This is a genomic window from Ferribacterium limneticum, assembly GCF_020510625.1.
In the GTDB taxonomy this organism is placed as follows: Bacteria; Pseudomonadota; Gammaproteobacteria; order Burkholderiales; family Rhodocyclaceae; genus Azonexus; species Azonexus limneticus_A.
On sequence record NZ_CP075191.1, the window covers coordinates 4,032,985 to 4,058,498 of the forward strand.

At 61.4% G+C, this 25,514-nt stretch carries 28 protein-coding genes; 8 read left to right on the plus strand and 20 right to left on the minus strand.

The annotated features are described in order from the left end of the window. Window positions 1–2: 2 nt before the first annotated feature. Window positions 3–1,502, minus strand: a complete 1,500-nt coding sequence (locus KI617_RS19350; protein WP_226449131.1) for a protein adenylyltransferase SelO — start codon at window positions 1,500–1,502, stop codon at window positions 3–5. A gap of 104 nt (window positions 1,503–1,606) precedes the next feature. After that, complete coding sequence (locus KI617_RS19355; RefSeq protein WP_226449132.1) at window positions 1,607–2,620, minus strand: MBL fold metallo-hydrolase; 1,014 nt, start codon at window positions 2,618–2,620, stop codon at window positions 1,607–1,609. 71 nt (window positions 2,621–2,691) lie between these two features. Between KI617_RS19355 and KI617_RS19360 the strand changes: the two genes are divergently transcribed. After that, window positions 2,692–2,910 (plus strand): hypothetical protein, encoded by a 219-nt coding sequence (locus KI617_RS19360; RefSeq protein WP_226449133.1) that lies wholly within the window; start codon window positions 2,692–2,694, stop codon window positions 2,908–2,910. Window positions 2,911–2,917: 7 nt separating this feature from the next. Here the strand turns inward: KI617_RS19360 and KI617_RS19365 are convergent, their stop codons facing one another. Together KI617_RS19365 and queC are read right to left on the minus strand one after the other, a co-directional pair. Further along, entirely contained in the window at window positions 2,918–4,021 is a 1,104-nt protein-coding gene (locus KI617_RS19365; RefSeq protein ID WP_226449136.1) for a YeeE/YedE family protein, read from the minus strand. Window positions 4,022–4,023: 2 nt separating this feature from the next. Then, window positions 4,024–4,701: a 7-cyano-7-deazaguanine synthase QueC gene (gene queC, locus KI617_RS19370; RefSeq protein WP_226449138.1), complete on the minus strand. Its 678-nt coding sequence runs from the start codon at window positions 4,699–4,701 to the stop codon at window positions 4,024–4,026. 96 nt (window positions 4,702–4,797) lie between these two features. Between queC and KI617_RS19375 the strand changes: the two genes are divergently transcribed. From KI617_RS19375 to KI617_RS19400, 6 genes are all read left to right on the plus strand, one after another. Beyond that, window positions 4,798–5,964, plus strand: coding sequence for an ABC transporter substrate-binding protein (locus tag KI617_RS19375; RefSeq protein ID WP_226449140.1), 1,167 nt, complete (start codon window positions 4,798–4,800; stop codon window positions 5,962–5,964). 90 nt (window positions 5,965–6,054) lie between these two features. After that, window positions 6,055–6,318 carry a hypothetical protein gene (locus KI617_RS19380; protein ID WP_226449141.1) on the plus strand — a complete coding sequence of 88 codons (264 nt, stop codon included), beginning with the start codon at window positions 6,055–6,057 and terminating at the stop codon, window positions 6,316–6,318. A gap of 3 nt (window positions 6,319–6,321) precedes the next feature. Further along, a complete protein-coding gene (locus tag KI617_RS19385) occupies window positions 6,322–7,236 on the plus strand; it encodes a branched-chain amino acid ABC transporter permease (RefSeq protein ID WP_226449143.1) in 915 nt (304 codons plus the stop codon). Then, window positions 7,236–8,183: a branched-chain amino acid ABC transporter permease gene (locus KI617_RS19390; RefSeq protein ID WP_226449145.1), complete on the plus strand. Its 948-nt coding sequence runs from the start codon at window positions 7,236–7,238 to the stop codon at window positions 8,181–8,183. Before KI617_RS19385 ends, KI617_RS19390 begins: the two co-directional genes overlap by 1 nt. Beyond that, a complete protein-coding gene (locus tag KI617_RS19395; RefSeq protein WP_226449147.1) occupies window positions 8,176–8,931 on the plus strand; it encodes an ABC transporter ATP-binding protein in 756 nt (251 codons plus the stop codon). Before KI617_RS19390 ends, KI617_RS19395 begins: the two co-directional genes overlap by 8 nt. Further along, the gene (locus tag KI617_RS19400; protein ID WP_226449149.1) at window positions 8,928–9,638 is read left to right on the plus strand and encodes an ABC transporter ATP-binding protein; all 711 of its coding nucleotides are present in this window, start codon (window positions 8,928–8,930) and stop codon (window positions 9,636–9,638) included. Before KI617_RS19395 ends, KI617_RS19400 begins: the two co-directional genes overlap by 4 nt. On the opposite strand, the gene KI617_RS19405 is transcribed toward KI617_RS19400, so the two are convergent. The 13 genes from KI617_RS19405 to KI617_RS19465 form a co-directional block, all read right to left on the minus strand. Beyond that, complete coding sequence (locus tag KI617_RS19405; RefSeq protein ID WP_226449151.1) at window positions 9,635–11,842, minus strand: sensor domain-containing protein; 2,208 nt, start codon at window positions 11,840–11,842, stop codon at window positions 9,635–9,637. The genes KI617_RS19400 and KI617_RS19405 overlap by 4 nt on opposite strands. Before the next feature lie 196 nt (window positions 11,843–12,038). After that, the gene (locus KI617_RS19410) at window positions 12,039–12,401 is read right to left on the minus strand and encodes a PilZ domain-containing protein (protein WP_226449153.1); all 363 of its coding nucleotides are present in this window, start codon (window positions 12,399–12,401) and stop codon (window positions 12,039–12,041) included. A 13-nt stretch (window positions 12,402–12,414) separates the two neighbouring features. Continuing rightward, window positions 12,415–13,053 carry a 7-carboxy-7-deazaguanine synthase QueE gene (gene queE / locus KI617_RS19415; protein WP_226449155.1) on the minus strand — a complete coding sequence of 213 codons (639 nt, stop codon included), beginning with the start codon at window positions 13,051–13,053 and terminating at the stop codon, window positions 12,415–12,417. Then, window positions 13,054–13,794 (minus strand): tol-pal system protein YbgF, encoded by a 741-nt coding sequence (ybgF, locus tag KI617_RS19420; protein ID WP_226449157.1) that lies wholly within the window; start codon window positions 13,792–13,794, stop codon window positions 13,054–13,056. A gap of 3 nt (window positions 13,795–13,797) precedes the next feature. Next, a complete protein-coding gene (gene pal / locus KI617_RS19425) occupies window positions 13,798–14,343 on the minus strand; it encodes a peptidoglycan-associated lipoprotein Pal (protein ID WP_226449159.1) in 546 nt (181 codons plus the stop codon). Between the two features lie 18 nt (window positions 14,344–14,361). Next, the gene (gene tolB / locus KI617_RS19430; protein ID WP_226449161.1) at window positions 14,362–15,633 is read right to left on the minus strand and encodes a Tol-Pal system beta propeller repeat protein TolB; all 1,272 of its coding nucleotides are present in this window, start codon (window positions 15,631–15,633) and stop codon (window positions 14,362–14,364) included. A 31-nt stretch (window positions 15,634–15,664) separates the two neighbouring features. Beyond that, window positions 15,665–16,456, minus strand: coding sequence for an energy transducer TonB (locus tag KI617_RS19435; RefSeq protein ID WP_226449163.1), 792 nt, complete (start codon window positions 16,454–16,456; stop codon window positions 15,665–15,667). A gap of 6 nt (window positions 16,457–16,462) precedes the next feature. Continuing rightward, window positions 16,463–16,870 carry a protein TolR gene (tolR, locus tag KI617_RS19440; protein ID WP_011289775.1) on the minus strand — a complete coding sequence of 136 codons (408 nt, stop codon included), beginning with the start codon at window positions 16,868–16,870 and terminating at the stop codon, window positions 16,463–16,465. A gap of 109 nt (window positions 16,871–16,979) precedes the next feature. Continuing rightward, window positions 16,980–17,657, minus strand: coding sequence for a protein TolQ (tolQ, locus tag KI617_RS19445; RefSeq protein ID WP_226449165.1), 678 nt, complete (start codon window positions 17,655–17,657; stop codon window positions 16,980–16,982). Then, window positions 17,654–18,076: a tol-pal system-associated acyl-CoA thioesterase gene (gene ybgC, locus KI617_RS19450; RefSeq protein WP_319004129.1), complete on the minus strand. Its 423-nt coding sequence runs from the start codon at window positions 18,074–18,076 to the stop codon at window positions 17,654–17,656. The genes tolQ and ybgC overlap by 4 nt, the downstream gene beginning before the upstream one ends. Beyond that, a complete protein-coding gene (locus KI617_RS19455) occupies window positions 18,073–18,906 on the minus strand; it encodes an RnfABCDGE type electron transport complex subunit D (protein WP_226449167.1) in 834 nt (277 codons plus the stop codon). The genes ybgC and KI617_RS19455 overlap by 4 nt, the downstream gene beginning before the upstream one ends. Window positions 18,907–18,911: 5 nt before the next feature. After that, window positions 18,912–19,328: an endonuclease domain-containing protein gene (locus KI617_RS19460; RefSeq protein WP_226449169.1), complete on the minus strand. Its 417-nt coding sequence runs from the start codon at window positions 19,326–19,328 to the stop codon at window positions 18,912–18,914. Further along, the gene (locus KI617_RS19465; protein WP_226449171.1) at window positions 19,325–20,707 is read right to left on the minus strand and encodes a DUF2330 domain-containing protein; all 1,383 of its coding nucleotides are present in this window, start codon (window positions 20,705–20,707) and stop codon (window positions 19,325–19,327) included. Before KI617_RS19465 ends, KI617_RS19460 begins: the two co-directional genes overlap by 4 nt. Before the next feature lie 121 nt (window positions 20,708–20,828). Here KI617_RS19465 and KI617_RS19470 point away from each other — a divergent pair, with 121 nt between their 5' ends. Continuing rightward, window positions 20,829–22,760, plus strand: coding sequence for a methyl-accepting chemotaxis protein (locus KI617_RS19470; protein ID WP_226449173.1), 1,932 nt, complete (start codon window positions 20,829–20,831; stop codon window positions 22,758–22,760). A 2-nt stretch (window positions 22,761–22,762) separates the two neighbouring features. On the opposite strand, the gene ruvB is transcribed toward KI617_RS19470, so the two are convergent. Genes ruvB through ruvA form a run of 3 tightly spaced genes read right to left on the minus strand, consistent with a single transcriptional unit; the run spans window position 22,763 to window position 25,466 of the window. Further along, complete coding sequence (ruvB, locus tag KI617_RS19475) at window positions 22,763–23,836, minus strand: Holliday junction branch migration DNA helicase RuvB (protein ID WP_226449175.1); 1,074 nt, start codon at window positions 23,834–23,836, stop codon at window positions 22,763–22,765. Further along, entirely contained in the window at window positions 23,833–24,888 is a 1,056-nt protein-coding gene (locus KI617_RS19480; RefSeq protein WP_226449176.1) for an AI-2E family transporter, read from the minus strand. The genes ruvB and KI617_RS19480 overlap by 4 nt, the downstream gene beginning before the upstream one ends. After that, window positions 24,888–25,466 (minus strand): Holliday junction branch migration protein RuvA, encoded by a 579-nt coding sequence (gene ruvA, locus KI617_RS19485; protein WP_226449178.1) that lies wholly within the window; start codon window positions 25,464–25,466, stop codon window positions 24,888–24,890. Before ruvA ends, KI617_RS19480 begins: the two co-directional genes overlap by 1 nt. Window positions 25,467–25,514: the final 48 nt, after the last annotated feature.

The window sequence follows — 25,514 nt, forward strand, 5'->3', positions numbered from 1 at the left end:
GGTCAGCTCGAACAGCTGACCTCCAATCCGCTGGCCCAGTCGGGGGGCTGCGCGGCCAGATCGTCGAATTCCGGCTGCTCGTCGTAGGGGCGGCGCAGGCAGGTGAGCAGGCGCTGCACTTCGGAATAATCCTTCATCTTTGCCTTGCGGATGGCAGCTTCGGCCAGCCAGTTGCGCAGCACGTATTTAGGATTGGCGGCGAGCATGGCGGCCTGGCGCTCGCCATCGTCCCACGGCGTTTGCGCTAGCCTGGCCCGCCAGTTGGCCAGCCAGGTATCGCAGGCGGCCCTATCGACAAACAGATCGCGCAAAGGCGCATAGGCTTTGGCCATGGCTTCACCGTCGAGACTGCCACTCACTTGCGACAGTCGCCGGAAAAACAGCGTGAAGTCCGGCCGATGCTGTTGCAGGAAGCCGAAGGTTTCACCAATGAAATTTTCGTCATCCGGCAAGGCGTGGCGCAAGCCGAGCTTGGCGCACATCAGGCGCTCGAAGGTCTGGGCGAAGGCATCGCCATAGGTTTCATCAACCGCCGCCCGCGCGGTTTCCGGGTCGTTAATCAGCGGCGCGAAAGCCTCGGCCAGACAGTAGAGGTTCCACTGCGCGACATGTGGCTGATTGCGATAGGTATAGCGGCCCTGGTGATCCGAGTGATTGCAGATGTGGCCGGCATCGAAGGCTTCCATGAAGCCGAAGGGGCCGTAGTCCAGCGTCAGGCCGAGGATGGACATATTGTCGGTGTTCATCACGCCATGCATGAAGCCGACTGCCATCCAGTGGGCAATCAGTTCGCCGGTACGGCGGGAAACGTCGCGCAGCAGGGCATCGTAGGGGTTTGCCACATCACGGCACTCCGGGCGGAAAGTGTCGATGACGTAATCAGCCAGTTGCTGCAATTCGCGGCTTCGATTGCGCGAAGCCCAGTGTTCGAAGGAACCGAAACGCACGAAGCCCGGCGCGACGCGGGCTACCACGGCGGCCGTTTCGATTTCCTCGCGGCGCACCGGCTGATCGGCCCCGATCACGCACAGCGCCCGCGTCGTCGGCACGCCGAGGCCGGCCATCGCTTCCGAGCAAAGGAATTCACGGATCGATGAGCGCAGCACGGCACGGCCATCCGCCCCCCGCGAGTAGGGCGTTCGTCCGGCCCCTTTGAGCTGGATTTCCCAATGGCCCTGGTCATTCCGCAGACCACCCAGCAAATGCGCCCGTCCGTCGCCAAGTTGCCCGGCCCAGACGCCAAACTGGTGGCCGGAATAAACGGCGGCCAGCGGTTCGCTGCCCGGCAGAAGGCGGTTGCCGGCGAAGATCTCGGCAAACTGGGGGCTGTTCATCAACTCGGCAGGCAGGCCGAGCAAGTCGGCCACCTCAGCACTGACGCCGACCACGTTAGGGTCAGGCAGCGGATGCGGCGCAAGGCGGGTGTAGAAAGCTTCAGGCAGCGCGGCGAAGCTGTTGTGGAAGGCGGGAAATTCAGGCGGCAGGGATTCTGGGGCGTTCATCGTGTCGGGTTTCTGGCAAGAAAATCAGGCTATTCCGGCGTGCAGCAAGTGGCGTACCGGCCAGCCCTTTCCTCTGAACACGAAAAGCGCAGTTGGTTCGCCGCTTAGAAGCCGGCCGCTTCGGCTTCCAGGTAGGCGATGCTGACGTACTTGCCGATATTCGCCTCGAAGCCCTTGGTTTCCTTGGCCCGACTGGCGACGCGCGGGTCCTTGAGGACCAGTTCCTTGGCTTCTTCAAGCGGCAGTCCGTTCTTGACGGCCTGCTCGCAGGGGCGGTAGATGCCTTCGAACAGTTCGCGGTTCCATTTCAGCACGTGTTCGCCCGGTTCGCCGTGGGCCGGCAGCCAGATCCGGGTGCCCGTCTTCTTGATCAGCGTGTCGTAGGCCTTGAAGGTGCCGAGATAGGAACCGTCATCCATGTTGGCAATGCGCCGGTCCATCGCAATGTCGCCGACCAGCGTCACGCCGTCCTGGACGACCTCGACACAGAGGTCGAAGGGCGTATGCACAGTGCCGTAGTGATGAATGCGCAGCGTCACATCACCAAACTTGAGCACAGCCCCATGTTCGAGCGGTGTATTGGGCGGCACGATGCGGGTGCCGAGCGATGCCTGGTTGGTCGCCTTTTCGATCAGCGTCAGCCAGAGACTGCCTTGAATGCCCTTGACCGCCTGAATGGTGCCGGGGTGGGCATAAATCGGCAGGTTGTCGCCGTAGCGGTCGACGTAGGCATGATTCCCGAGCCAGTGGTCGCCGTGGTAATGGGTGTTGATGATGGCGATCACCGGTTTTTTCAGGTGTTTTTCCAGTTGCCGGATGGACATTTCGCCGATCTGCACCGAAGCGCCGGTATCGACGACAATGATACCCTTGCTGGTGTTGACGAAGGTGACGTTGCTCATCATTCCCTGGTTTTCCGGGGTCGGGAAAGCATCGGGCGTGAAGATGATCGCGACATGCTTGGAGATCCGGCGCAGCGGATAGTCCTTGATCGCCGGGCCGCGCACGAAATCGCTGACCTCTTCGGCGAAGGCACTCATTGCCTGCCACGGAGCAAACTCGACCGCCCCCAGCGCTGAAATGGCGGCCACGGAACGCAAAAAATGACGACGGTCCATGAGCATCTCCTGAAACGTTAAAATAGCGGCCTATCATCGCGCCGAATCCGGCGCTCGTCTACACTCACGCCATGCGCCGCTACCCGTTCTCTTTCCTTGCCCTGACCGCCCTCGGGGTGCTCTGCGCCATTCCTGGCGTCATCAGCCTGGCCGGTTTCGGCGCCAGCCTGCACCCGGTACTGGACGACCCGATGGCCGGGCTGGCCTTCATCGTTTCCGCCGTCGCCCTGATCGGCTCCGGCGCCTTCCCGCTGGTCATCGAGAAGCTGAAGGAAAACGAAGAGGCCTGAGCTACTCCTAGGCCTTGCGCATCATTCGCCAGTACTGGAATTTCAGCGTCGCAGCCGCGCCGGCGACAATGGCCAGGAAGGTGACGATGGAACCCAGTGCCAGCGTCGAAAAGCCGGAGATACCCTGGCCGACCGTGCAGCCCATGGCCACTACGCCGCCGAAGCCCATCAGCGCGGCGCCGAGCAAGTGGTTGGCCGTGTCTTCGATACCGGCAAAACCTTCCCAGCGAAAGCCGCGGGTGACGATGGACCAGGCGAAGGAACCGGCAATCACGCCCAGTGCCGTGGCAATCGCGAAAGTTACCGTGCGGCTGGTATCCGACCACAGCATCAGCAGTTCCAGTGTATAAGCCTGCGGCGCAACAAAACTCAGCGCTTCCATGCGACCGCTGTTGGTGGCGATAAAAGCTTCTTCCAGCGTATCCGGGTGCTCGGCAAGATAACCGAGGTGACCACTGACATACCAGGCGGCGACCACGGACAGGCCGATGCCGAAACCGGCAAGCAGGTTGTCGAGCGTCCAGAAATCGCGCTTGAGCAGTGAAAATGCCGTCAATCCGCCGCCAATGACGATGACCGCCAGCAGGAAGGCCGTTTTTGCTTCCATACCCAGCGCCACCAGCAGGGCCGGGATATCCTGCCCACCGGGGAAGGTGATGACGGCCTTCTCCAGCACGTTGACGCGGAAGACGCCGAACACGCCGCGCATGGTCATGTAGGCGACCAGCCCGAGCACCAGGAAGACGACCAGAGACTTCAGATTGCCGCCGCCGATGCGGATCAGGGTCTTGCCGCCGCAACCCGACGCCAGCACCATGCCGACGCCGAAGCAGGCGCCGCCGACCAGATAGGACAGCCAGGTGAAATTCGGCGTGCGGTAGATCGATTTGCCGAGGTCGATCAGCCCTGCGCCATGCAGCGCGGCTGAGCCAAGGATGGCAACGCCGATGGCCAGCAGCCACATGCGCATGCGGCTCCAGTCACCCATGTTGACGATGTCGGCCACCGCCCCCATGGTGCAGAAGTGGGTTTTCTGGGCGATGGCGCCGAACATGAAGGCAACGGCAAAGGCCAGCCAGAGAATGGTATTGGGCGAAACGGCAGCTTCCATGATCAGGCGCGGTAAAGGGTGGGATCGGCCAGCCCGGCAGCGGCGAAACCTTCGGCGCGCAGGCGGCAGGAATCACAGACACCGCAGGCACGGCCAAGTTCATCGGCTTGGTAGCAGGAAACGGTCAGGCTGTAATCGACGCCCAGTGCCGCGCCGGTGCGGATGATCTCGGCCTTGGAGAGGTCGATCAGCGGGGCGTGGATGGACAGCTTGTGGCCTTCGACGCCCGCCTTGGTGGCCAGATTGGCCATGGTTTCGAAGGCGGCGATGTATTCGGGGCGGCAATCCGGGTAGCCCGAATAGTCCACCGCATTGACGCCAACGAAGATGTCGCGGCTGCCCAGCACCTCGGCCCAGGCCAGCGCCAAAGAAAGCATGATGGTGTTGCGGGCCGGCACGTAAGTGACCGGAATGCCCGGCTGCACACCTTCGGTCGGTACGGCGATGTTGGTATCGGTCAAAGCCGAACCGCCGAACTGGGCCAGCCCGAAATTGAGGACGCGATGCTCGGCGGCACCCAGCGCCTTGACGACACGGTCGGCCGCGACCAGCTCGGCACAATGGCGCTGGCCGTAATTGAAGGACAGGCAATAGGCTTCAAAACCCTGGCTGCGAGCAATGGCCAGACATGTGGCGGAATCGAGTCCACCGGAAAGGAGAACGACGGCTTTCTTCATCATGGGGCGCGAATATACCCGAAATCGACCCCGATTTGAGCCGTATCTGCTTGTTACTAAGCTACAATTTCCCGCTTTGACGCCTTCCCGGAGATTGCCATGTCGCTTCGCCTGACTGCCCTCGCAGCCGTCCTGATGCTTGCCGGTTCCGCCCATGCCGCCGACCAGATCAAGGTTGGCCTGGTTTCGACACTGTCAGGCCCCGGCGCCGGCCTCGGCGTCGATATTCGCGACGGTTTCAATCTGGCCATGAAGCATCTGAACGGCAAGCTCGGCAACCTGCCGGCCGAAGTGCTGATCGCCGACGACCAGCAGAGTCCGGATATCGCCAAGCAGACAGCCGACAAATTCCTGAAGAAGGACAAGGTCGATTTCATGACCGGCATCGTCTTCTCCAACATCATGCTGGCGGTCGGCCCGACGGTCTTCCAGAACCAGACCTTCTACATCTCAGCCAACGCCGGCCCGTCGCAGTATGCCGGCGAGCAGTGCAATCCCTTTTTCTTCAACGTCGCCTGGCAGAATGACAACCTGCACGAAGCCGTCGGCAAGATCGTTCAGGACAAGGGCTACAAGAATGTCGTGATCGTCACCCCGAACTACCCGGGTGGCAAGGATGCCGTTTCCGGCTTCAAGCGCTACTACAAGGGCAAGGTCGCTGACGAGATCTATACCAAGCTCGGCCAGCTCGACTATGCCGCCGAACTGGCGCAGATTCGCGCCACCAAGCCCGATGCGCTGTTCTTCTTCCTGCCGGGTGGCATGGGCATCAACTTCGTCAAGCAGTTCGTCTCGGCCGGCCTGTCGCGCGACACCCAGCTGTTCGCCCCCGGCTTCTCGGCCGATGAGGACGTGATCAAGGCCGTCGGTAGTTCGATGATGGGCATGTTCAACTCGTCGCACTGGGCGCACGACATGGACAATGCCGAGAACAAGCGCTTCGTCGCCGATTTCCAGAAGAACTACGGTCGCCTGCCTTCACTTTACGCCTCGCAGGGCTACGACGCGGCGCTGATGATGGACGCCGCCGTGCGCGACGTGAAGGGCAAGGTCGAGGACAAGGCTGCCCTGCAAAAAGCCCTCGAAGCCAAGCGCTTCAAGTCCGTGCGTGGCGACTTCAAGTTCAACACCAACCACTATCCGGTGCAGAACTACTACCTGCGCGCCATCGGCAAGGATGCCCAAGGCCGCGTCACCAACAAGACCATGGGCACCATCTTCACCAATCATGCGGATGCCTATGTGGCTTCCTGCAAGATGAAGTGACGCCCGGAAGCATTTCTGGAACACCTGCTGCTGCCTTTCCTGTTTGCCGTCCCGCTCGCTTTCGCCGGGACGCTATGGCGCCTTTGGCAGATGCTGACCAAGCAACTGCCAGCAAGGACGGGTTGCCGATGGGCACGCATCGTCATGACCATCCTGCATACCGGGCTGGCCGGCTGGCTGCTCTACATGGCCGGCCGCTGCATCTGGCCCCACTCCTGCGGCGAGGGCTTCGCAGCGGGATTTGCCGCCGGGGCTGTCGGCCTGATGGCCGCCGTGTGGGCGCTGGTCTGGCTGATCACCGAGGGCCTGATGCTGTTTTGCCGAACTGAGCGCAAAACAGACGCTGGCGACTGAACCATGCTGCAACTATTTCTCGAACAAACCCTCAACGGCCTGCAATTCGGCCTGATGCTCTTTCTGCTCGCCGCCGGGCTGACGCTCGTCTTCGGCATCATGGACTGCATCAATCTGGCCCACGGCTCGCTCTACATGGTGGGCGCTTACTTCGTCGCTGCCGCCGCGCAGGCCGCCGATTCGTTCTGGATCGGACTGGGTGCCGGTGTCGCTGGTGCGGCGGTGCTCGGCCTGCTGCTCGAACTATCGCTGTTCCGGCAACTATATAAACGCGATCATCTGTCGCAGGTGCTCGCCACCTTCGCCCTGATCCTGATTGCCAACGAAGCGGTACGCATGATCTGGGGGCCGCAGCCACTGATGCTGAACCCACCAGAGTCGCTGTCTGGTCCGGTCGAGATTGGCGGCTTTTTCTACCCGGCCTACCGACTGGTCATCATCGCCTTCGGCCTGGCTGTCGCCGGGCTGCTCTACCTGCTCGTGGCGAAAAGCCGGGTCGGCATGTGGGTACGCGCCGGGGCCTCGAATCGCGAAATGACCGAGGCGCTCGGCATCAACGTGCAAGGCCTGTTCGCCGCCGTGTTCGTTTTCGGCGCCGCCCTCTGCGCGCTGGCCGGCGGCCTGCTCGGGCCGTTGCTCGCAGTGCAGGTCGGCATGGGCGAAAGCGTGCTGATCCTGGCTTTCGTCGTCATCATCATCGGCGGCATTGGTTCGATTCGCGGTGCGCTGGTCGGCAGTCTGATCGTCGGTACCGTCGACACGCTGGGTCGTGCTCTGTTACCCACCCTGCTGCGCGCCCTGCTGCCGGCCGATGCGGCATCCACCCTCGGTCCTGCGCTGGCTTCGATCCTGATCTACCTGCTGATGGCCGGCATCCTCTTCTTCAAGCCGCAAGGCCTGTTCCCGGCGAGGGCGTGATGGCTTTCTACCGTCCCGCCAGTTACCAATACCCCCTCGCCATCGCGCTGCTGCTGGCGCTGCTCGCCTTGCCACCGACACTGACCGCCTTGGGCCAGGAGTTCTACATCGGCTTTGCCACCCGCGTGCTGATCCTGGCGCTGGCCGCCTCCAGCCTGAATCTGGTGCTCGGTTTCGGCGGCATGTTCTCGCTCGGCCACGCTGCCTTTTTTGGTGCCGGCGCCTACGCGGCAGCAATCTGCATGAGCAGCGGCATCAGCGATGCCTTGCTGGCCTTTCCGCTGGCCATGGCGGTTGCCGGGCTGCTGGCGCTGGGCGTTGGCGCCATCAGCCTGCGCACCCGGGGCGTCTATTTCATCATGATCACCCTGGCCTTCGCCCAGATGGCCTATTACCTGTTCGTCTCGGCCCGCAGTTGGGGCGGCGATGACGGCTTGCCGCTGGTCGGCCGGATGACCCTGGGTGGTTTCAGCCTGGCCGGCGATAGCGCACTGTTCTATGCCGCCCTTGGCTGCCTGGCACTGGTCATGCTCTTTCTCGGGCGGCTGGCCGATGCCCGTTTCGGCCGGGTCATCCAGGCCATCCGCGAGAACGAGACGCGCATGGAAGCCCTCGGCTACCCGGTCTTCCGCTACCGCCTGATCTGCTTTGCCCTCGGCGGCGCATTGGCCGGACTGGCCGGTGCCTTGCTGGCCAACCTGACCGGCCTGGCCAGCCCCAACCTGCTGCAATGGACGCAATCCGGCACGCTGCTGGTCATGGTCATCATCGGTGGCGTTGGCTATCTGTATGGTGGGGTAGTCGGGGCGGTCGTGCTCTTGGTGCTGGAGGAAAGCCTGGTCGGCGTCACCGAGCACTGGCACATTGCCCTTGGTCTGCTGCTGCTCGGGATCGTGCTCTTCGCCCCCAAGGGTGTTGCGGCCTTGTTTGGAAAACGCCATGACTGAGGCGCTGCTCGACGTCCGCAATCTATCGCGCCGCTTTGCTGCGGTCGACGCGCTGCAAGGCGTCAATTTCAGCGTTGTAGCCGGCGAGGTGCATGCCCTGATCGGCCCCAACGGCGCTGGCAAGACCACCTTCATTCACCACGTTTCCGGCGCCCTGCTGCCCGACTCGGGCAGCGTGCATTTCGCCGGCCGGGACGTGACAAAGCTTGCCATGCATCAGCGCGTCGCGGTCGGCATGGCGCGCTCTTACCAGATCACCAATGTCTTTCTTGGTCTGTCGGCCCTCGACAACGTGGCACTGGCGGTGCTGGGACAAAAGGATTCCGGCAGCAGCTTCCGCTTCTGGCGACCGGCAAGCAGCGAAGCCGCGATGTTCGACGAAGCACGCAGCTACCTCGAACAACTTGGGCTGGGCCATCGCGTCGACACCATCGCCGGCAATCTTGCCCATGGCGAGCAACGGGCGCTCGAACTGGCCATGGCCTTGGCCACCAAGCCGCAGATGCTGCTGCTCGACGAACCGATGGCTGGCACCGGCCCCGAGGAATCTGCCCAGATGGTCGAACTGATCGAGCAAATTGCCCGTCATGTCACGATCCTGCTTGTCGAGCACGACATGGCGGCAGTCTTCCGCCTGGCCGACCGCATTTCGGTACTGGTCAATGGCCACCTGATCTGTACCGGCACGCCGGATGAGGTGCGGACAAACCCGGAAGTGCGCCGCGCCTACCTCGGAGATCACCAGTGAGCCCACTGCTCGAAATCCACGGCCTCGAAGTCGCCTACGGCCCGAGCCAGGTGCTGTTCGGCCTCGATCTGACCATGAACGAGGGTGAGGCTACGACGCTGCTCGGCCGCAACGGCATGGGCAAGACGACGACGCTGCGCGCCCTCTGCGGCCTGGAGCCGGTCAAGGGCGGCAGCATCCGCTTCGCCGGCGAACGCATCGACGGCTGGCGCCCGGACCGCATTGGTCGCGCAGGCATTGCGCTGGTCCCGGAAGGCCGGCAGTGCTTCCCGAATCTGACGGTCGACGAGCATCTGGTGGCCTTTTTCGCCAATCGTCGCGACGTTGTCGAGCCGTGGACCCCGGCTCGCGTCTACGCGCTTTTTCCCCGCCTGCTGGAGCGCTCTAAAAACCTCGGCAACCAGCTTTCCGGTGGTGAGCAGCAGATGCTGGCCATCGGTCGGGCACTGGTCACCAACCCGCGTTTGCTGATCCTCGACGAAGCCACCGAAGGCCTTGCCCCGCTGATCCGTGATGAGATCTGGGCCTGCCTGGCCCGCTTGCGCAGCCAAGGGCAGAGCGTGCTGGTCATCGACAAATATGTTGAGAAGCTGATCGCCCTGGCCGATCGTCACACCATCATCGAACGTGGCCAGGTCGTCTGGCATGGCTCATCGGCCGAACTCGATGCCGATCACGGCATCTGGCAGCGCTATCTGGGAATCTAGATCACCCAGTTATCGACAGCTTCGATCCGGGGAAGCGGCGCTTCCCCCAGCGAGACGCGGAAATCCCTGAAGGACATCGGTCGTCCGAACAAATAGCCTTGGAACAGACTGCATTCGTGTTTGACCAGATAGGCATGCTGCAAGTCGTCTTCCACGCCTTCGGCCACCACGCTGAGACGTAGCGTATTGCCCATGGCAATGATGGCCCTGACGATGGCCGCATCATCCGGATTGATGTTGATGTCCCGGATGAAAGAACGATCGACCTTCAATTGCTCGAAGGGAAAGCGCTTCAGATAGGACAGGGATGCATAGCCGGTGCCAAAGTCGTCCAGCGAGAAGCGCACGCCTATCGCCCGCAGGGCCTGCATCTTGTCGATTACCTCCTCGACGTTGTCGAGCAACAGGCTCTCGGTCAGTTCGAGCTTGAGCAGTTGGGGATTGGCGCCATGTCTCGCCAATGCATCGGCAACCTGCGCGACGAAATCGGCCTGCCGGAACTGGCGGGCACTGACATTGACCGACAGAAAGAGGCGACTGGTACGCGGATCATCCGCCCAGTGACGCAATTCGGCACAGGCCTGGTCAAGAACCCAGATGCCGATCGGCACGATCAACCCGGTCTCCTCGGCCAGTGGAATGAAGTCGTTCGGGGGAACCAAGGCCTTCCCGGGCGGCAACCAGCGCAACAAGGCTTCGGCCCCGATCAGTTGGCGCTCCGCATTGACCTGCGGCTGAACATAAAGCGCCAATTCGTTACGAACCAGCGCCCGGCGCAAGCCGGCTTCCAAAGCCGCCCGTTCGTCGAGCGCCGTCTGCATGGCACTGTCGAAGAAACGGATGGCGTTCCGGCCGGCATCCTTGGCCTTGTAGAGGGCGATATCGGCTTGCTTGAGCAGGATATCGATCGTTTTTTCCTGGCCGAAGAACAAGCTGATCCCGATGCTGGCCGAGCGGAAATATTCGGTATCGCCAGCCAGCAGGTAGGGACGGGCCAGTTCGAGACGAATCTTCTCGGCCACGATTTCCGCCTGCACGGCAGCCCCGGCAGGGTCTGTCCCCAACTCCTCGAGCATGACGACAAACTCATCCCCACCCTGGCGGGCCGCGGTATCGCCTTCGCGGATGCAGGCAATCAGCCGCTTGGCGACCTCGACCAGCAAGAGGTCGCCGACGTCATGACCCAAGGTGTCGTTGAGCGTCTTGAAATGGTCGACATCGATGATCAGCAGCGCCCCGAATTGCCCGCTGCGCTTGCCGGCAGCACAAGCCTGGTCGAGCCGGTTGAGGAGCAGACGACGATTCGGCATGGCCGTCAGCGGATCGTAGAAAGCCAGATGGTGGATTTCCGATTCGGCCACCTTCAGGTTGCTGATATCGGAAAAGGTGCTGACGTAGTGCGTCACCTTGCCCCGAGCATCGCGGACACCGCTGATCGTCAGCCACTCGGGATAGATCTCGCCATTCTTGCGGCGATTCCAGATCTCGCCCTGCCAATGCCCGGAATGGCTCAGCGACCGCCACATTTCTGCATAAAAGTCCGCATCCTGCCGCCCAGACTTCAACATGCCCGGCGTCTGTCCAATGGCCTCTTCAGCGGAGTAGCCGGTCAGTCTGGTAAATGCCTGATTGACCCGCAGGATGCGCTGATTGACATCGGTCACCATGATCGCTGCTTGCGACTCGAAGGCAATCGCGGCAATACGCAAATCGTGCTCCATCCGGCGACGCTCGGAGATGTCGGAGGCAATGCCCAGATAGCCTTGCACGGCATCTTTTGCATCACGCAGGACACTGACAGCCAGGCTGACCGGCAGATGCGAGCCATCCTTGCGCACGTAGGTCCAGTCCGCCTCATCCCGGTTTTTCAATTTCAGTCTGGCGACAAAAACACCAAAACCGTCAGGCGCTTCACAAGCCTGCTCAGAGGAAATATTCCGGGCACAGGTCGCAACTTCATCGGCCAGATGGAAGAGCAACGGTGTTTCCCGCCCGACCACCTCATCCGGGCTGTAACCGAGCATTTGCTGGGCGGCACGGTTGAAATAGACGATCAGACCAGCCGGGTCAGTCAGGATGATGGCGCGCCCGGCGTTCTCGAAAATCGAGAGTTGCAGATCACAAAGCAACGGGGGGCGCACACTGCTGTCGTACGAAGCATCGTCGAGACAACAGGGGTGGGCAGAACTTGGGCCGGGATTCATGGCGTAACTGATCGGCAAATAGAGATAGAACACGACCGAGTGGACGCGAAAAATGGAATCCCCGCTTCAACCATGGCACCTCCCAAGCTCATCGCCTTTCCCGGGCGCACAAGCTCCGGGAAAGATCAATTAGTGATCGATTATGGTCGCAAGACCGCCTGGCAGCAAGGGGATAAAACGACTGAATGAATGCCGGTCAGGCATTCGCCAGCAGGGCAAATTCCCGTTCGGCCATCGCTTCATCACCCAGATTGAGTTCGACCAGGCGACGCAGGTGCGTAACGCTGTCGAGATCGATTTCGCGGCACACCAGACCGTAGTAGTTGGCCATGTGATGCACGATGGTCACTTCCATGCGGATGTTGGTACCGATGTTGTCGAGGTGAATCTTCAGGGTACCGCTGGTACCCACGGTGACGAACATCGGGTCTTTCGGGTGAATCAGCGCGCCTTTCAGCGAGAGATCGAGCACCTCGACGACATAATCCCCATCCGGTACAAACAGTCTGGCTTCAATCCGGAAGGGAATGCGGGAAAATTTGCGACGATTGTCAGTCATGTTGTCTCCGTCCTTATTTTCCCTGCATGTTACCCCAAAGGAGCTTATGCAACTGGAGCTGGAAGCGCACGTTCAGGCCATCTTCCAGTATCCATTGCGCCAGCGACTGGGGCTCGACCAGCCCCTGCGCCGGGGAGAAAAGGACGGAACAGATCTGGTCCAGTTTCTTCTGGCGCAGCACATCGCGCGCCCATTCGTAATCGCCACGCGAAGCGATGACGATCTTGATTTCGTCGCGTGGCGTCAGGACAGTCAGGTTTTCCCACAAGTTTCTGGCCGACTCTGCCGAATCCGGTGCCTTGAGGTCCATGATGCGGGCGACACGTGGATCAACCGGAGAAACATCCAGCGCCCCGGAAGTCTCCAGCGAAACATCGTAGCCGGCATCGCACAGGGCCGTCAGCAACGGCAGGCAATCCTTCTGCGACAGCGGCTCACCACCGGTGACGCAAACCTGCCGCGCCGGATATTTGGCAACTTCGGCCAGCACCGATTCCACCGTCGCCGGTTCGCCGCCGGTAAAACTGTAGGTCGTGTCGCACCAGCTGCAACGCAGCGGGCAACCGGTCAGACGAACGAATACCGTCGGCAGCCCGACCCGCGATGCCTCGCCCTGCAGCGAGTAAAAAACTTCGGTGATGCGCAGTGCCAATTATTTCTTCTTGAGTCGTTCGCGCGCCGTGTCGGCGGCAGGTGCAGAGGGATACTTGGCAATGACTGTTTCCAGCGAACGCTTGGCCCCGGTCGGGTTGCCCATTTCCTGCTGGCAGGTCGAGATGGCTAGCCAGGCATCCGGTGCCTTGGCGCTCTCGGCATACTTGGTGGTGACCAGACTTTGCGCCTCGATGGCGCGTTTGCAGTCGCGCTGGGCGTACCAGGCGTTGCCCAGCCAATACTGGGCATTGGGTGCCAGCGAACTGTCCGGGTATTTCTGCACGAAAGCGCCGAAACCGGCGGCGGCTTCCTTGTATTTACCAGCCTTGAACTGATTCAGGGCGGCTTCGTAATCCTGGCTTTCCTTGGCGGGATCGCCGGCCGGCTTGGCATTGGTTCCTGCCGCCGGGTCGACAGCCGCATTACCCGCTGCCGGTGATTCGAACTTGCGCAAGCGGGTATCGAGATCGAGGTAAAAATCCTGCTGACGCTTCTTGGCTGTTTCCAGCTCGTAATTGAGCGTCTCGATCTGCCCGCGCAGGCGGGCGATCTCTTCGACCTGGCGCTGGATCTGGCTCGCCAGATCCAGCTGGGCCTTGGCCTGCTGGTCGAATCGCGCTTCGGTCTTGATCCTCAGATCGCTGACCTGGCGACGTGCTTCCTCGTCGTCAAAAACACCGGCGTGGGCCTGGACGGCACCCAGCGCGGCGATCAAAAAGGCGATTCGAACCGGGCGCATGGCTTAGAACTCGCCGCGGCCGTCTGCAGCCTTGTAGAGAATGTCGGCACGACGGTTTTGCGACCAGGCGGCTTCGTCATGACCGGCATCCTTCGGCTTTTCTTCGCCGAGGCTGACGGACTCGATCTGGCCTTCCTGAACGCCAAGCAGGGTCAGCGAACGCTTGACGGCTTCAGCCCGCTTCTGGCCGAGCGACAGGTTGTATTCGCGGCTGCCGCGCTCGTCGGTATTGCCCTGGAGCAGCACCTTGAAGCCCTTGTTGGCGACCAGATACTTGGCGTGAGCGGCGACCAGATCCTTGTACTCGTCCTTGACGTCGTACTTGTCGAGATCGAAGTAGATGCTGCGCTGCGACAGCTTGCTCTTCGGATCGGTCAGTTCGCGCGGCAGGCCGCTGGCGTCAAGACCGCCGGCGGTCACCGGAGCAACGCCGGTACCGGAGCCGCTGCGCGACTCGACCGGGGCGCCGGCGCCATCTTCCGGCAACGGGGTGGTGGAACAAGCAGCCAGCAGGGCGGACAGCAGGGCAGGGATCAGCAGTTTTTTCACAAAGTTCTCCGATGAGGATTATTGAAAGTAGGGGCCCCAGGCCGGTTCGCGCACATCACCTGCGGCGACCGAGAGGCGTTGTTTGATCCTGCCATCGCTGGAGACAGCCGATAGTACGCCGCGACCACCAATTTCAGTGGCGATCAGGATCATGCGGCTGTTGGGGGCGAAGCTGGGGGATTCGTCCTTGTTGGAATCGCTCACCACCTGTACCTGGCGGCTAGCCAGATCCATCACGGCAAGCTGGAAGCGGCCTTCGCGGCGGCTGATGAAAGCCAGGCTCTTGCCGTCCGGCGACGGACGTGGCGAGACGTTGTAGCTGCCTTCGAAAGTGACGCGCTTGACGTCGCCGCCATTGGCCGAGGTCTGATAGACCTGCGGGCTGCCGCCACGGTCGGAGGTGAAGTAGATGGTGCCACCGTCGGCCGAGTAACGCGGCTCGGTATCGATGCCGGAAGACTGGGTGACACGCTGCAGGCCGCTGCCATCGGCATTGACCGAGTAGATCTGCGAGTTGCCATCCTTGGACAAGACGACTGCGAGCTTGCGGCCATCCGGCGACCAGGCCGGCGCCGAGTTGGAGCCCTTGAAGTTAGCCACGATGTGGCGCTGGCCGGAAGCCAGGGTGTGCACGTAGATGACCGGTTTTTTCTTCTCAAACGACACATAGGCCAGACGTCCGCCATCCGGCGACCAGACCGGCGAAATGATCGGCTCGGTCGAGCTCAGCGCTGTCGCGGCATTCTGGCCATCCGAATCGGCGATCTGCAGCAGGAACTGGCCGCGCGCCTTGACGACGTAGGCGATGCGGGTTGAGAACACCCCCTTCTCGCCGGTCAGCTTTTCGTAGATGAAATCGGCAATACGGTGACCGGCAGCGCGCAACTGGGCGTTGTTGGTGACGTAAGCCGCGCCACCCAGCGATACGCCTTTTTGCGTGTCGTACAGGCGGAAACGGGCTTCCATGCGGCCATCGGCGCTGCGGGCAATACTGCCGGCAGCCAGGGCATCTGCCCCTTTGCCTTTCCACTCGGCGTGATTGACCGGGGTATTTTCATCGAAAGCCGCCGTGCCGTTATCGACCAGCTTGAACAGGCCGCTGCGCTCCAGGTCGGCCCGCACCGTCGCGGTAATCACGCGGGCTGCGGTCGGGTCACCGGGAAAGTCGACGATGGTCACCGGAATGCGGTTGGCGCCGGCGCCGGTAATCTCGATGGAAAGCTGGGCTTGGGCCAGACCAGTCACGCACAAGGCCAGGGCAAGAAAAATACGACGGGAAATTCGGGACATTGCGTTCATTTTCAAAAGGTTTCGCGCGATTTTACTCTTCATACGGCTTGTATTTGATTTCCAGCGTTCGCTGGAATAGCGACGGGTCATCCGGTTTTGGTAAAGGAGAAGATTTCCGGATGGCGCGCTCGATAGCGCTGTCCAGTGCCGGGTTGCCGCTGGAACGTTTCAGCTTGACGTCCAGCACTTCACCGGTCGGCAACTGGCTGACATCGAAAACCGCCTCCGGATTGCCCTGAATCGCCGGCGGCAACATGATGTTGCCACGAACCTTGACGCGAATCTTCGTTGCGTAATCGGCCAGCCCACGCTTGTTCGATGAAGCCCGCTGTTCGGCCTCGGCGGCGGCGGCATTGGCCATTTGTTGGGTATTCGGGCGCGGCTTCAGGTCGGCAGTTTCGCGCGACAACTCCTTGCTGAAATCGAACTTGGGCTGCGGTTTGACTTCCGGTTTGGGCGGCTCCGGCTTTTTCGGCTCAGGCTTCGGCGGTTCCGGCTTCTTGGGTTCCGGTTTGGGCTCGGGCTTTTTCTTTTCTTCCTTGACCACGATTTCCGGTTTCTTCACAACCGGCTCGGGTTTCGGCTCAATTTTGGGGATGGGCTTCGGTTCCGGCTTCACTTCCGGTTCGGGCGGCGGCGGAGGGGGCGCCACCACCTGAGCCGGCATCGGCTTGGGCGACCACAGCTCGACCTCCATCACCTCCGGCTTGCTGCGCTTCCACTGCACCCCGAAGAACAGGAAGGCGAGCAAGGCCACGTGCACCAGGATGGTGAACGCCAGCGCGTATTTCTTGCCGGGCTCTTCGGGTTTGTCGAGGATCATGTCCACTTACTTGCTGGCGCTGGCAGTTTCCAGGCCGACTCTCTGGAAGCCGGCGCGCTTGGCTTCATCCAGTACTTCAATCACGTTCTTGTACTGGGTTTCCTTGGCGCCGGCGATCAGGATCGGTGTCTGATCATCGGCCGCCTTCAAGGTGGCCAGTTCGGCCTTCAGTTCCTTGATGCCCTTCAGCTTGGACTCGTCGCCCTTGATGTTGAACAGCGACAGGCTGCCATCGTCCTTGATCTGCACCTTGATGTACTTGTCCGGTTTCTGCGGTGCCGTGCCGGAGGCCGGCAGATCGACCGAACCGGTCGTCATCATCGGCGTTGCCACCATGAAGATGACGAGCAGCACCAGCATGACGTCGATGTACGGAACGACGTTGATTTCGCTTTTCAGGCGGCGTTGGCGCATTAGAGCCTCCCTGAAAATGGGTCACGCGCCGCGAGGACGAGGCGGCGAACGAGGCAGTGCGCACTGCACGGCGAGAGAGCCAACGAAGTCATCGCAAGCGTGGCCATTTTCAGCGCATCTGCCGTTGCAGGATATTGGAAAACTCTTCCATGAATGACTCGTAGCGGGTAGCCAGACGGTCAATGTCATGCGAGAAGCGGTTATAGGCGAGCACGGCCGGGATCGCGGCGAAGAGGCCGATGGCGGTAGCAACCAGCGCTTCGGCAATGCCGGGCGCAACGGAAGCCAGGGTGGCCTGGCCGACGTTGGATAGGCCGCGGAAGGCGTGCATGATGCCCCAGACGGTGCCGAAAAGACCGATGTACGGACTGACCGAACCAACCGAGGCGAGGAAGGAGAGATGCGATTCGAGCGCATCCATCTCGCGCTGGTAGGTGGCGCGCATGGCGCGGCGGGAGCCGTCGACGATGTCCTTCGGGTCGAGGTTCTTCTGGCCCTTGAGCTTGGTGAATTCTCGGAAGCCGGCCTCGAAGATGCGCTCCATGGAACCGGCGTGATGACGATCATTGACCGCGCTGTTGAACAGGTTGTTCAGATCGCCACCAGACCAGAAATCACGCTCGAAAGTTTCGGTCTTCTCGCGGGCCTGCTTGACCGAAAACAGCTTCATGAAAATGTAGTACCAGGACATGAAGGAGACGCCGGCGAGCAGGGCCATGACAGCCTGGACGACCGCGCTGGCCTGGAGAATCAGATGGAGGATGGAAAGATCCTGGGTGACGTTCATTTAAGCGCTTCCAGTTTTTGATGCAGGAAATCAGGGATGGCAGCCGGCGTCATGGTAGCCATGTTGACGCAGGCAATTTCAACGGTGCCGGTAACGAGTTCGACGTCGCCACGACGGACGTGCTGACGGAAGACGACACGGACACGGGTCAGTTTTTCGACTTCGAGACCGACGATCAACTCGTCATCGAGGCGCGCCGGCTTCAGGTACTCGCAACTCGCCTTGCGCGCCACGAAGCCGATGCCGGCTTCTTCTGCCAAGGCTGACTGGTCGTGGCCGGCAAAACGCATCCACTCGGTACGGCAGCGTTCGAAGAATTTCAGGTAATTGGCGTAGTAAACGACACCGCCGGCATCCGTATCCTCGTAATAAACGCGGACAGGAATCGAGAAGGCGTTGGGTTTCGGCTCGTATTTCATCCCGGGATTTTACCTTGCGCCGCAACATTGTTTTGTAACGATCTGTTTCCATGCCAATTATGGCGTTTTCCCGGCCAGATCGAATCCCATAAAGGCACCAGCGGTGCCAGGCTCAACAAAGCCCACAAAGCCCCGTTTGGCCGGTAAAACAGGAACTGCCAACTGAAGGCAACGACGGCCACCAGTGTAACGTGCAAACGCCGCGCCACCGGGCGATCGGGCAGGGTCATCGGATCGGAGATCATGAAAAAGGCAAACAACAGCAGCGCGCCGTTCAAGGCCTGATGACAGAAGATCTCCCAGGCTCGCTCGAAGCTGTGGCCAAGTTGAAACAGTCTGGCGGCAACGAGGCCGAGAAAGATGGCCAGAAACAGCCAGGAAGCATCGTCACGGCGTGCCCGCTGGGCAACGAGCGCGCCAAGGCCAATCATCCAGACAGCGACACCGAGATCGTTGCCCCATTGACCGGGAGACACCCAGGCCCCGGGCAAGGCCAGCAGCGCCACCCCAACGCCAAAATTGGCCGGATTGAACACATGCTTGCCGCGCACCCGAATCAGGAACTTGCCGCTGATCGCCAGACAGGCCACTAGCGGATGCAGCCACAGACTATCGGCGCGTAACAGCAACGACAACCCGAAACCGGTGATCAGAGGACTGAGATAGCCAACACCCCGCAAGCCAAGAACACGCAGCCAGAAAGCCTGCGTTGCCGCGGCGGAAGCCAGTGCCAGCGCCATCTGCAAAGGTAGCAGGCTGAAGTCGCGCAGCAGCACACCTGCCGTCAGCAGAACCGCCTGAAAACCGATCTGGAATAAACGTGCATCCATCGCCTTCACTCCCCTCTCCCATTAATGGGAGAGGGGGTGGGGGAGAGGGCCTCAGCCAGAATTCTCTCCAAAACGGCCTCGGTTTCCCCAAGCACCTCGTTGTTCCAGAAACGCAGCACCCGGAACCCCTGCGCTTCAAGCCAGGCATCCCGCCTCATGTCGTAACCGATAGCTTCCGCGTGCTGCCCACCATCGACTTCAACAATCAATTTGCACTCCATACAAACAAAATCGACGATGTACGGACCGAGCGGTTTCTGCCGCTTGAACTTCAGGCCGTTCAGACGATGGGCACGAAGGTGGTACCAGAGGCGGGTTTCGGCCTCGGTGGATGTTGATCGGAGACGCTTGGCACGATCGAGAAGGGTGTCGCCCTCTCCCCCGGCCCCTCTCCCGCTGGCGGGAGAGGGGAGTGGTTTCATTTCCACAGACCATCCCACCATGGTTTTTGTGGCGGAACCGGGGGCAGGGTCAGCTTCTTGCGGATGGCGTTGATGTCACCACCGGTCAGGGTGGCCAGTTGCTGGGCTTCGTTTTCCTGGCGTTTGATCACGCTCTCGAGATAAGGCTTGGCTTCCGGGCAGGCGTTCGGCTCGACCTTGGCCGGGTGGCGCAGGACATAGCGGGTCTGGAAGTTCTGGCGGTCCTTGGTTTCCTGGAACATCAGGTCTTCCGGGAAGGTATCCGGGGTATAGCGGACGTGCAGGCGGGTCAGCATGACCGGCTGGGCACCGCCCCCGGGGAATGGCCGCGGCGGCATGATGCGCGCCTGCGGCTGGCCGGGCAGCGGCGTTGGTTGCACATCGTTATTCGGTGCACCGACCCAGAAGACGCCCGCCTTGCGCAGCTCTTCCGGCGACAGCGGATCGGCGGCACAGGGATCGCACCAGCCCATATCCCAGAAATACTCGGTGAAGACGGCACGATAGCCTTCTTTCTTCGCCTGTTCGCCGAACATGGACTTGTAGAAGTTGCGGAATTCGTCGCCTTGCTTGAGAAAAACCGGCAGGTCCATATTGGCCGGCAATTTGACCGTGCGGTAGTTGCTGGTTTCGACGCGGCCATTCTTGGTCAGCATGTAGGCGATCAGATCCTGCGGGCCGTTGGCGTTGGCCATCCCGAGGCGGATCGGCAGCATGAACTTCTCGGATTCGTAGGCGAACTGCAAGGGGCGCAGCATCGTGAAACCAGTCTTGGCCTGCTCGGCCAGATTCACTTTCGCCACGAAGAATTTCATGTTCTGGCGAATGTAAGGCGCCAGCGCCTTGGCCGAATTGGCCGGGATGCGGTAGCCGCTCTGCTTGAGCCAGGTTTCCAGGCCATCCGACTGGGTGGCGGAGAGGATCACGATGTCGTATTCGCCAACCGTGTAGCTGGCCTCGATGGTCACGCCGAGTGCCTTGGCGGCGGCCGCGCTCCCCACCGGCGCAGCAGCCGGTGCCACGGCTGCATCCTTGCTCCGCATCTCGTACAGGCGCCGATCACAGGGATTGGGATCGTAATACTCGGCCAGACGGGGTGCCGAATAGGCATCAAGCCGGTCAAAAGTCTTCTTGTCGCCGACGTTGATCTGCCCCTTCTGCAGCACGGTCGGCACCGGAACAACCAGCGCGAACTCCTTCGCATCGCCCTTGTAGTCATTGAGCATGCTGACCACGGTCTTGTCGCCGTCGCGGACGACGATGACCTGCGAGGCTTCATTGAACAGATTGGCATCGGCCTTGCCGACGTAAAAGCCGCAAAAAGCGTGCGCCACGCTGACTGCAGCGGTGCACAGGACAAAAAGGACAATTTTCCGCACGGGCCGTCTCCAGAGTTGAAACATGATTAACGCATCATAGCGCGCACCTGTTGACCGACCTGAACACGAATTCCAATCGGGTATATACTGCAAATAACAAAAACCACAAAACGGCGTTTAAATGTTCAAAAATAACCTTCAAGCACGTTTTATCGTACCCGTCTCCGCATTTGTCATCTTGGTCGTTCTTGGCGGGGCACTCATCTTCTCGTCGCTGGAAAGCAAGCGCATTGAGGGTGAGGTAGCGCTTGATGCCGATGACCGCTCCCAGGCGGCATTGCAAATTTTGACCGTGACCGATGCCTTGATCACCGAGCAGACCAGGAGCGCCATGCGTCTGCTGATCGAGCGCGGCCAGGCCCTTGGGCCGGCGACGCTCGGCCCCGCAGTTCAGGTCAAGGACAAGACCGTTCCCAATCTGTTGCTGGGCGGCCGTCCGCAGGCCAACAATTTCGATCTGGTGGACGGCGTCGTCAAAGTGGCCGGCGGCACGGCGACCCTGTTCGTCAAACAGGGGGAAGACTTCGTCCGGGTGTCGACCAACGTCAAACGCGATAGCGAACGCGCCACCGGCACCGTGCTCGACCCCAAGGGCAAGGCCATCGCTGCGATCCGCAACGGCAACGCCTTCTACGGTGTTGTCGAAATTCTCGGCAATCCCTTTTTTACCGGCTACGAGCCAATCCGCGACCCTCAGGGAGGCTTGATCGGCATCTGGTATGTCGGCTACAAGATCGACATGGCTGCGTTGAAACAGGCCATCGAGAAAGCGCGCCTGCTCGACAACGGCTTCATGGCCATCCTTGATACGCATGACAAGGTGCGCTTCCGCTCCTCGCACGTTGCCGACGAGCAAATCGGCAAACTTCTGGAAAACGACGCCGGCTGGTTCGTCAAGCGCGACGAATTCCCGGCCTGGGGCTTCAAGGTGATGGCGGCGTATCCGAAGCAGGAAGTCGATGCGATCGCCCAGAAGCGCATGATTACCATCATTTCAGTCGGTATCCTGGCCTGCATCGTGCTGATTGGCATGATGTTCGTGATGCTGCGGCAAATGGTACTCAAACCGCTGGGTGGCGAACCGACCGCAGCCGCCGAGGCGGCGGCGCGTATCGCCGCCGGTGATTTGCTGACGGAAATTCCGCTCGGCACCGGCGACACCCATAGCCTGATGGCAGCGATGACGACCATGCGGGACGGTCTGCAGGGGATCGTGCGCAATATCCATCAAGGCGCCGATGCCCTGAACGCCGCGTCGGACAATCTGGTGCGGATGGCCGATCGCGTCTCCGGCGGCGTTTCGCAGCAGAACGACGCCACCTCGGCCATCGCGGCGACACTCGAGGAAATCACGGTCAGCATCCGGCACGTTTCCGACAGTGCGGCCTCGGTCAATGAAATGGCCACCGACGCCGGCAACCTCTCGGCCCAGGGCAACGCGACCGTCAGCCAGGCCGTCGCCGACATGCAGCGCAGCGCCGAATCGGTGAACCAGTCGGCCGCCATGGTGGAAAAACTGGGCGTGGGTTCGCGTCAGATCTCAACCATTGTCAATGTGATCAAGGACATTGCCGACCAGACCAATCTTCTGGCCTTGAACGCCGCCATCGAAGCGGCACGGGCCGGCGAAGCAGGGCGCGGCTTTGCGGTGGTCGCCGACGAAGTGCGCAAACTGGCCGAACGTACGGCAAGCTCGACCCACGAGATTACCGCCATGATCGACAGCATTCAGACGACTACCAACAACGCGATTGGCGGCATCGAGGACGGGGCGAAGCGGGTCAACGACAGCGTTGGCAAGGCCAACGAAGCCGGCGACAGCATGGCGCGCATCAATGATGCAACGAATGCCGTCGTCGAGGCCGTCAACGAGATTTCACTCGCCTTGCGCGAGCAATCCTCGGCCAGCGAGGTCATCGCCAAGAATGTCGAGCAAGTGGCGGTGATGAATGAGGAAAACACTGCCGCAGTCGGGAATATGGTGGCCGATGCCCAGCGCCTGCAGGGGCTGGCCACCCAACTCAAGGCGTCGGTCGCCAGCTTCCGGGTCTAGCGCTACTCGTCGGCGAGCAGGTCGCGCACCACCGCGCTGGCCGGCTCGGCCAGGCCGAGGTGGCGGTAGATGGCCGGTGTGGCGATGCGGCCACGCAGGGTGCGTTGCAGGTAGCCCTGCTGGATCAGGTAGGGTTCCAGCACATCCTCGATGGTGTCGCGTGCTTCGCCGATGGCCGCCGCGATGTTGTCTACGCCGACCGGGCCACCGCCGAATTTGTCGATGATGGCGGAGAGCAGCTTGCGGTCCATGATGTCCAGCCCGGCCGGATCGACGTCGAGCATGTGCAGCGCGGCGTCGGCCACCTGGCGGGTGATGTTGCCGTCGGCCTTGACCTCGGCATAGTCGCGGACGCGACGCAGCAGGCGGTTGGCGATGCGTGGTGTACCGCGCGAGCGCTTGGCGATTTCGAAGGAGCCTTCAGGGTCAATCGGCGCGTTGAGCAAGGAAGCCGAACGGCTGACGATGCTTTTCAGCTCTTCCGCCGTGTAGAACTCCAGGCGGGCGACGATGCCGAAGCGGTCACGCAATGGGTTGGTCAGCATGCCGGCCCGGGTGGTGGCACCGACCAGCGTGAATGGCGGCAAATCCAGTTTCACGGAACGCGCCGCTGGGCCTTCGCCGATCATGATGTCGATCTGGAAGTCCTCCAGCGCCGGGTAGAGGATTTCCTCGACCACCGGACTCAGGCGATGAATTTCGTCGATGAACAGCACGTCGTGCGGTTCGAGATTGGTCAGGATGGCGGCGAGGTCGCCGGCCCGTTCGAGCACCGGGCCGGAAGTCTGGCGCAGGTTGACGCCCATTTCGGCGGCCACAATGTGGGCCAGCGTCGTCTTGCCCAGCCCCGGCGGGCCGAAGAGCAGGACGTGGTCGAGCGATTCGCTGCGGTTGCGGGCGGCCTGGATGAAGATTTCGAGCTGTTCGCGGATTTTGACCTGCCCGGTGTAGTCGGCCAGCCGCTTTGGGCGCAGGGCGCGTTCGAGCGCTTCTTCCTGCGCCGACTTGGTTTGCGGTGCGATGATGCGGTCAACGCTAGGGCCAGCCTTGGCGACCAGTTTGTCGGTTTCGATCATGCGAGAGGTTCCTCACGAATCCAGCGCTGCAACAGCATGTCACCGAGCGCCAGCAACACCGGCCCGAGAAAGATACCGATGAAGCCGAAGACCAGCACGCCGCCGAGCACGCCAAGGGCGATGAGCAGGATGGACAGGCCAGCGCCACGGGCAATCAGGATCGGTTTGACGAAATTGTCGATGCTGCTGATCACGAACAAACCATAGAGCACCATGAAAATCGCCCAGCCGGTCTGCCCTTCGCTATACAGCCAGGCCGCCGCACCGCCCCAGATCAGCGGCGGGCCAACCGGGATCATCGACAGGAAGAAAGTGGCGAAGCCAAGCAGCATGGCCTGTGGCACGCCGGCGATCAGGAAACCGATCATCGCCACCGTGCCCTGTGCCGCCGCCGTGCCGACAATACCGAGCATGACGCCGACCACCGTGCCGCGCGCCTTGTCCAGCATGTTCTCGCCGAGTTCGCCGCCCAGCTTGCGGGCGCCGACATACAGGGCATTGCTGATCGCCGCACCGTCGCGATAGAGAAAGAAGGTAACGAAGAGCACCAGCGCCAACTGCAGCAGGCCGTTGGCCGCAATGCCGCCGAGCGCCAGCGCCAGTTGGCGGGCCGGGGCGATCAGTTGCTTGACCATGCTGTTGAGTTCTTCGCGGTTACCGGCCAGACGATGCCAGTTCGCCTCGATTTCGCTGCCGAAGAAAGGCAGGCCGCTCAACCAACCCGGCGGCTCGGCCGGCAAGCCCTGCTCGATGTAGGGCCGGAGGAAATCGATCAGATTGTCGGCGCCATTGGCCAGCGAACCGGCGAGGAAAACGGTGGGCAACAACATGACCAGAATCAGCGCCAGGGTCATCAGCGAGGCGCCCACCGTATCGCGCCCACCGAGCATCGGCAGCAGCTTTTCGGCGTAGAAACGCCAGGTGCACATCCAGACGACAAAGGCGAACAACACCGCACCGATGAACGGCAACAGCACCGTGATGCAGCCGATGATCAGCAGCACCACCAGCGCGATTTGCGCCAGCCGTTTGGGGTCGTTTTCTTCGATCATCAGACCTTCGACAGCAGTTTGAGGGCAGCCCGGATACCATCCGAGGTACCGATGTCGGCGGGCAATTGCTTCATTGCCGCCGCCGCTTCCTTCTCGTTGTAGCCGAGGGCGAGCAGGGCGTTGGAAATATCCTGCTTGGCGTCGTCGACTGCCGCATGCAGCGAAACGCCCGTCGCATCGGCCAGCTTGCCTTTCAATTCGAGCAGCAGGCGCTCGGCCGTCTTCTTGCCGATACCGGGAATCTTGATCAACCGCCCCAGTTCCTGCTGGGCCACTGCTGCCGACAGATCATTGACCGACAGGCCGGAGAGCACCGAGAGTGCCGTGCGGGCGCCGATGCCCGACACCTTCAGCAACTGGCGGAAGGCGAAGCGCTCGGCTTCGGTCAGAAAACCGTAGAGATAGTGGCCATCCTCACGCACCGCGAAATGCGTCAGCAACTTGGTCTTCTCGCCCGCTGCCGGCAGGTTGTAGAAGGTGCTCATCGGCACGTCAAGCTCGTAGCCGACACCATTTACATCGAGCACGATCTGCGGGGGATTCTTTTCGGCGAGGATGCCGGTCAGTCGTCCGATCATTTCGGGGCAATCTCTTTCTGGAAAAAGTACTGTATTTTCACACAGTTT

Bases quoted from the DNA above. Each gene is read 5' to 3' on its own strand.
- KI617_RS19350 (WP_226449131.1), bottom strand. From the start codon at position 1,502: ATGAACGCCCCAGAATCCCTGCCGCCTGAATTTCCCGCCTTCCACAAC.
- KI617_RS19355 (WP_226449132.1), bottom strand. From the start codon at position 2,620: ATGGACCGTCGTCATTTTTTGCGTTCCGTGGCCGCCATTTCAGCGCTG.
- KI617_RS19360 (WP_226449133.1), top strand. From the start codon at position 2,692: ATGCGCCGCTACCCGTTCTCTTTCCTTGCCCTGACCGCCCTCGGGGTG.
- KI617_RS19365 (WP_226449136.1), bottom strand. From the start codon at position 4,021: ATGGAAGCTGCCGTTTCGCCCAATACCATTCTCTGGCTGGCCTTTGCC.
- queC (WP_226449138.1), bottom strand. From the start codon at position 4,701: ATGATGAAGAAAGCCGTCGTTCTCCTTTCCGGTGGACTCGATTCCGCC.
- KI617_RS19375 (WP_226449140.1), top strand. From the start codon at position 4,798: ATGTCGCTTCGCCTGACTGCCCTCGCAGCCGTCCTGATGCTTGCCGGT.
- KI617_RS19380 (WP_226449141.1), top strand. From the start codon at position 6,055: ATGCTGACCAAGCAACTGCCAGCAAGGACGGGTTGCCGATGGGCACGC.
- KI617_RS19385 (WP_226449143.1), top strand. From the start codon at position 6,322: ATGCTGCAACTATTTCTCGAACAAACCCTCAACGGCCTGCAATTCGGC.
- KI617_RS19390 (WP_226449145.1), top strand. From the start codon at position 7,236: ATGGCTTTCTACCGTCCCGCCAGTTACCAATACCCCCTCGCCATCGCG.
- KI617_RS19395 (WP_226449147.1), top strand. From the start codon at position 8,176: ATGACTGAGGCGCTGCTCGACGTCCGCAATCTATCGCGCCGCTTTGCT.
- KI617_RS19405 (WP_226449151.1), bottom strand. From the start codon at position 11,842: ATGAATCCCGGCCCAAGTTCTGCCCACCCCTGTTGTCTCGACGATGCT.
- KI617_RS19410 (WP_226449153.1), bottom strand. From the start codon at position 12,401: ATGACTGACAATCGTCGCAAATTTTCCCGCATTCCCTTCCGGATTGAA.
- ybgF (WP_226449157.1), bottom strand. From the start codon at position 13,794: ATGCGCCCGGTTCGAATCGCCTTTTTGATCGCCGCGCTGGGTGCCGTC.
- tolB (WP_226449161.1), bottom strand. From the start codon at position 15,633: ATGTCCCGAATTTCCCGTCGTATTTTTCTTGCCCTGGCCTTGTGCGTG.
- KI617_RS19435 (WP_226449163.1), bottom strand. From the start codon at position 16,456: ATGATCCTCGACAAACCCGAAGAGCCCGGCAAGAAATACGCGCTGGCG.
- tolR (WP_011289775.1), bottom strand. From the start codon at position 16,870: ATGCGCCAACGCCGCCTGAAAAGCGAAATCAACGTCGTTCCGTACATC.
- tolQ (WP_226449165.1), bottom strand. From the start codon at position 17,657: ATGAACGTCACCCAGGATCTTTCCATCCTCCATCTGATTCTCCAGGCC.
- ybgC (WP_319004129.1), bottom strand. From the start codon at position 18,076: ATGAAATACGAGCCGAAACCCAACGCCTTCTCGATTCCTGTCCGCGTT.
- KI617_RS19455 (WP_226449167.1), bottom strand. From the start codon at position 18,906: ATGGATGCACGTTTATTCCAGATCGGTTTTCAGGCGGTTCTGCTGACG.
- KI617_RS19460 (WP_226449169.1), bottom strand. From the start codon at position 19,328: ATGAAACCACTCCCCTCTCCCGCCAGCGGGAGAGGGGCCGGGGGAGAG.
- KI617_RS19470 (WP_226449173.1), top strand. From the start codon at position 20,829: ATGTTCAAAAATAACCTTCAAGCACGTTTTATCGTACCCGTCTCCGCA.
- ruvB (WP_226449175.1), bottom strand. From the start codon at position 23,836: ATGATCGAAACCGACAAACTGGTCGCCAAGGCTGGCCCTAGCGTTGAC.
- KI617_RS19480 (WP_226449176.1), bottom strand. From the start codon at position 24,888: ATGATCGAAGAAAACGACCCCAAACGGCTGGCGCAAATCGCGCTGGTG.
- ruvA (WP_226449178.1), bottom strand. From the start codon at position 25,466: ATGATCGGACGACTGACCGGCATCCTCGCCGAAAAGAATCCCCCGCAG.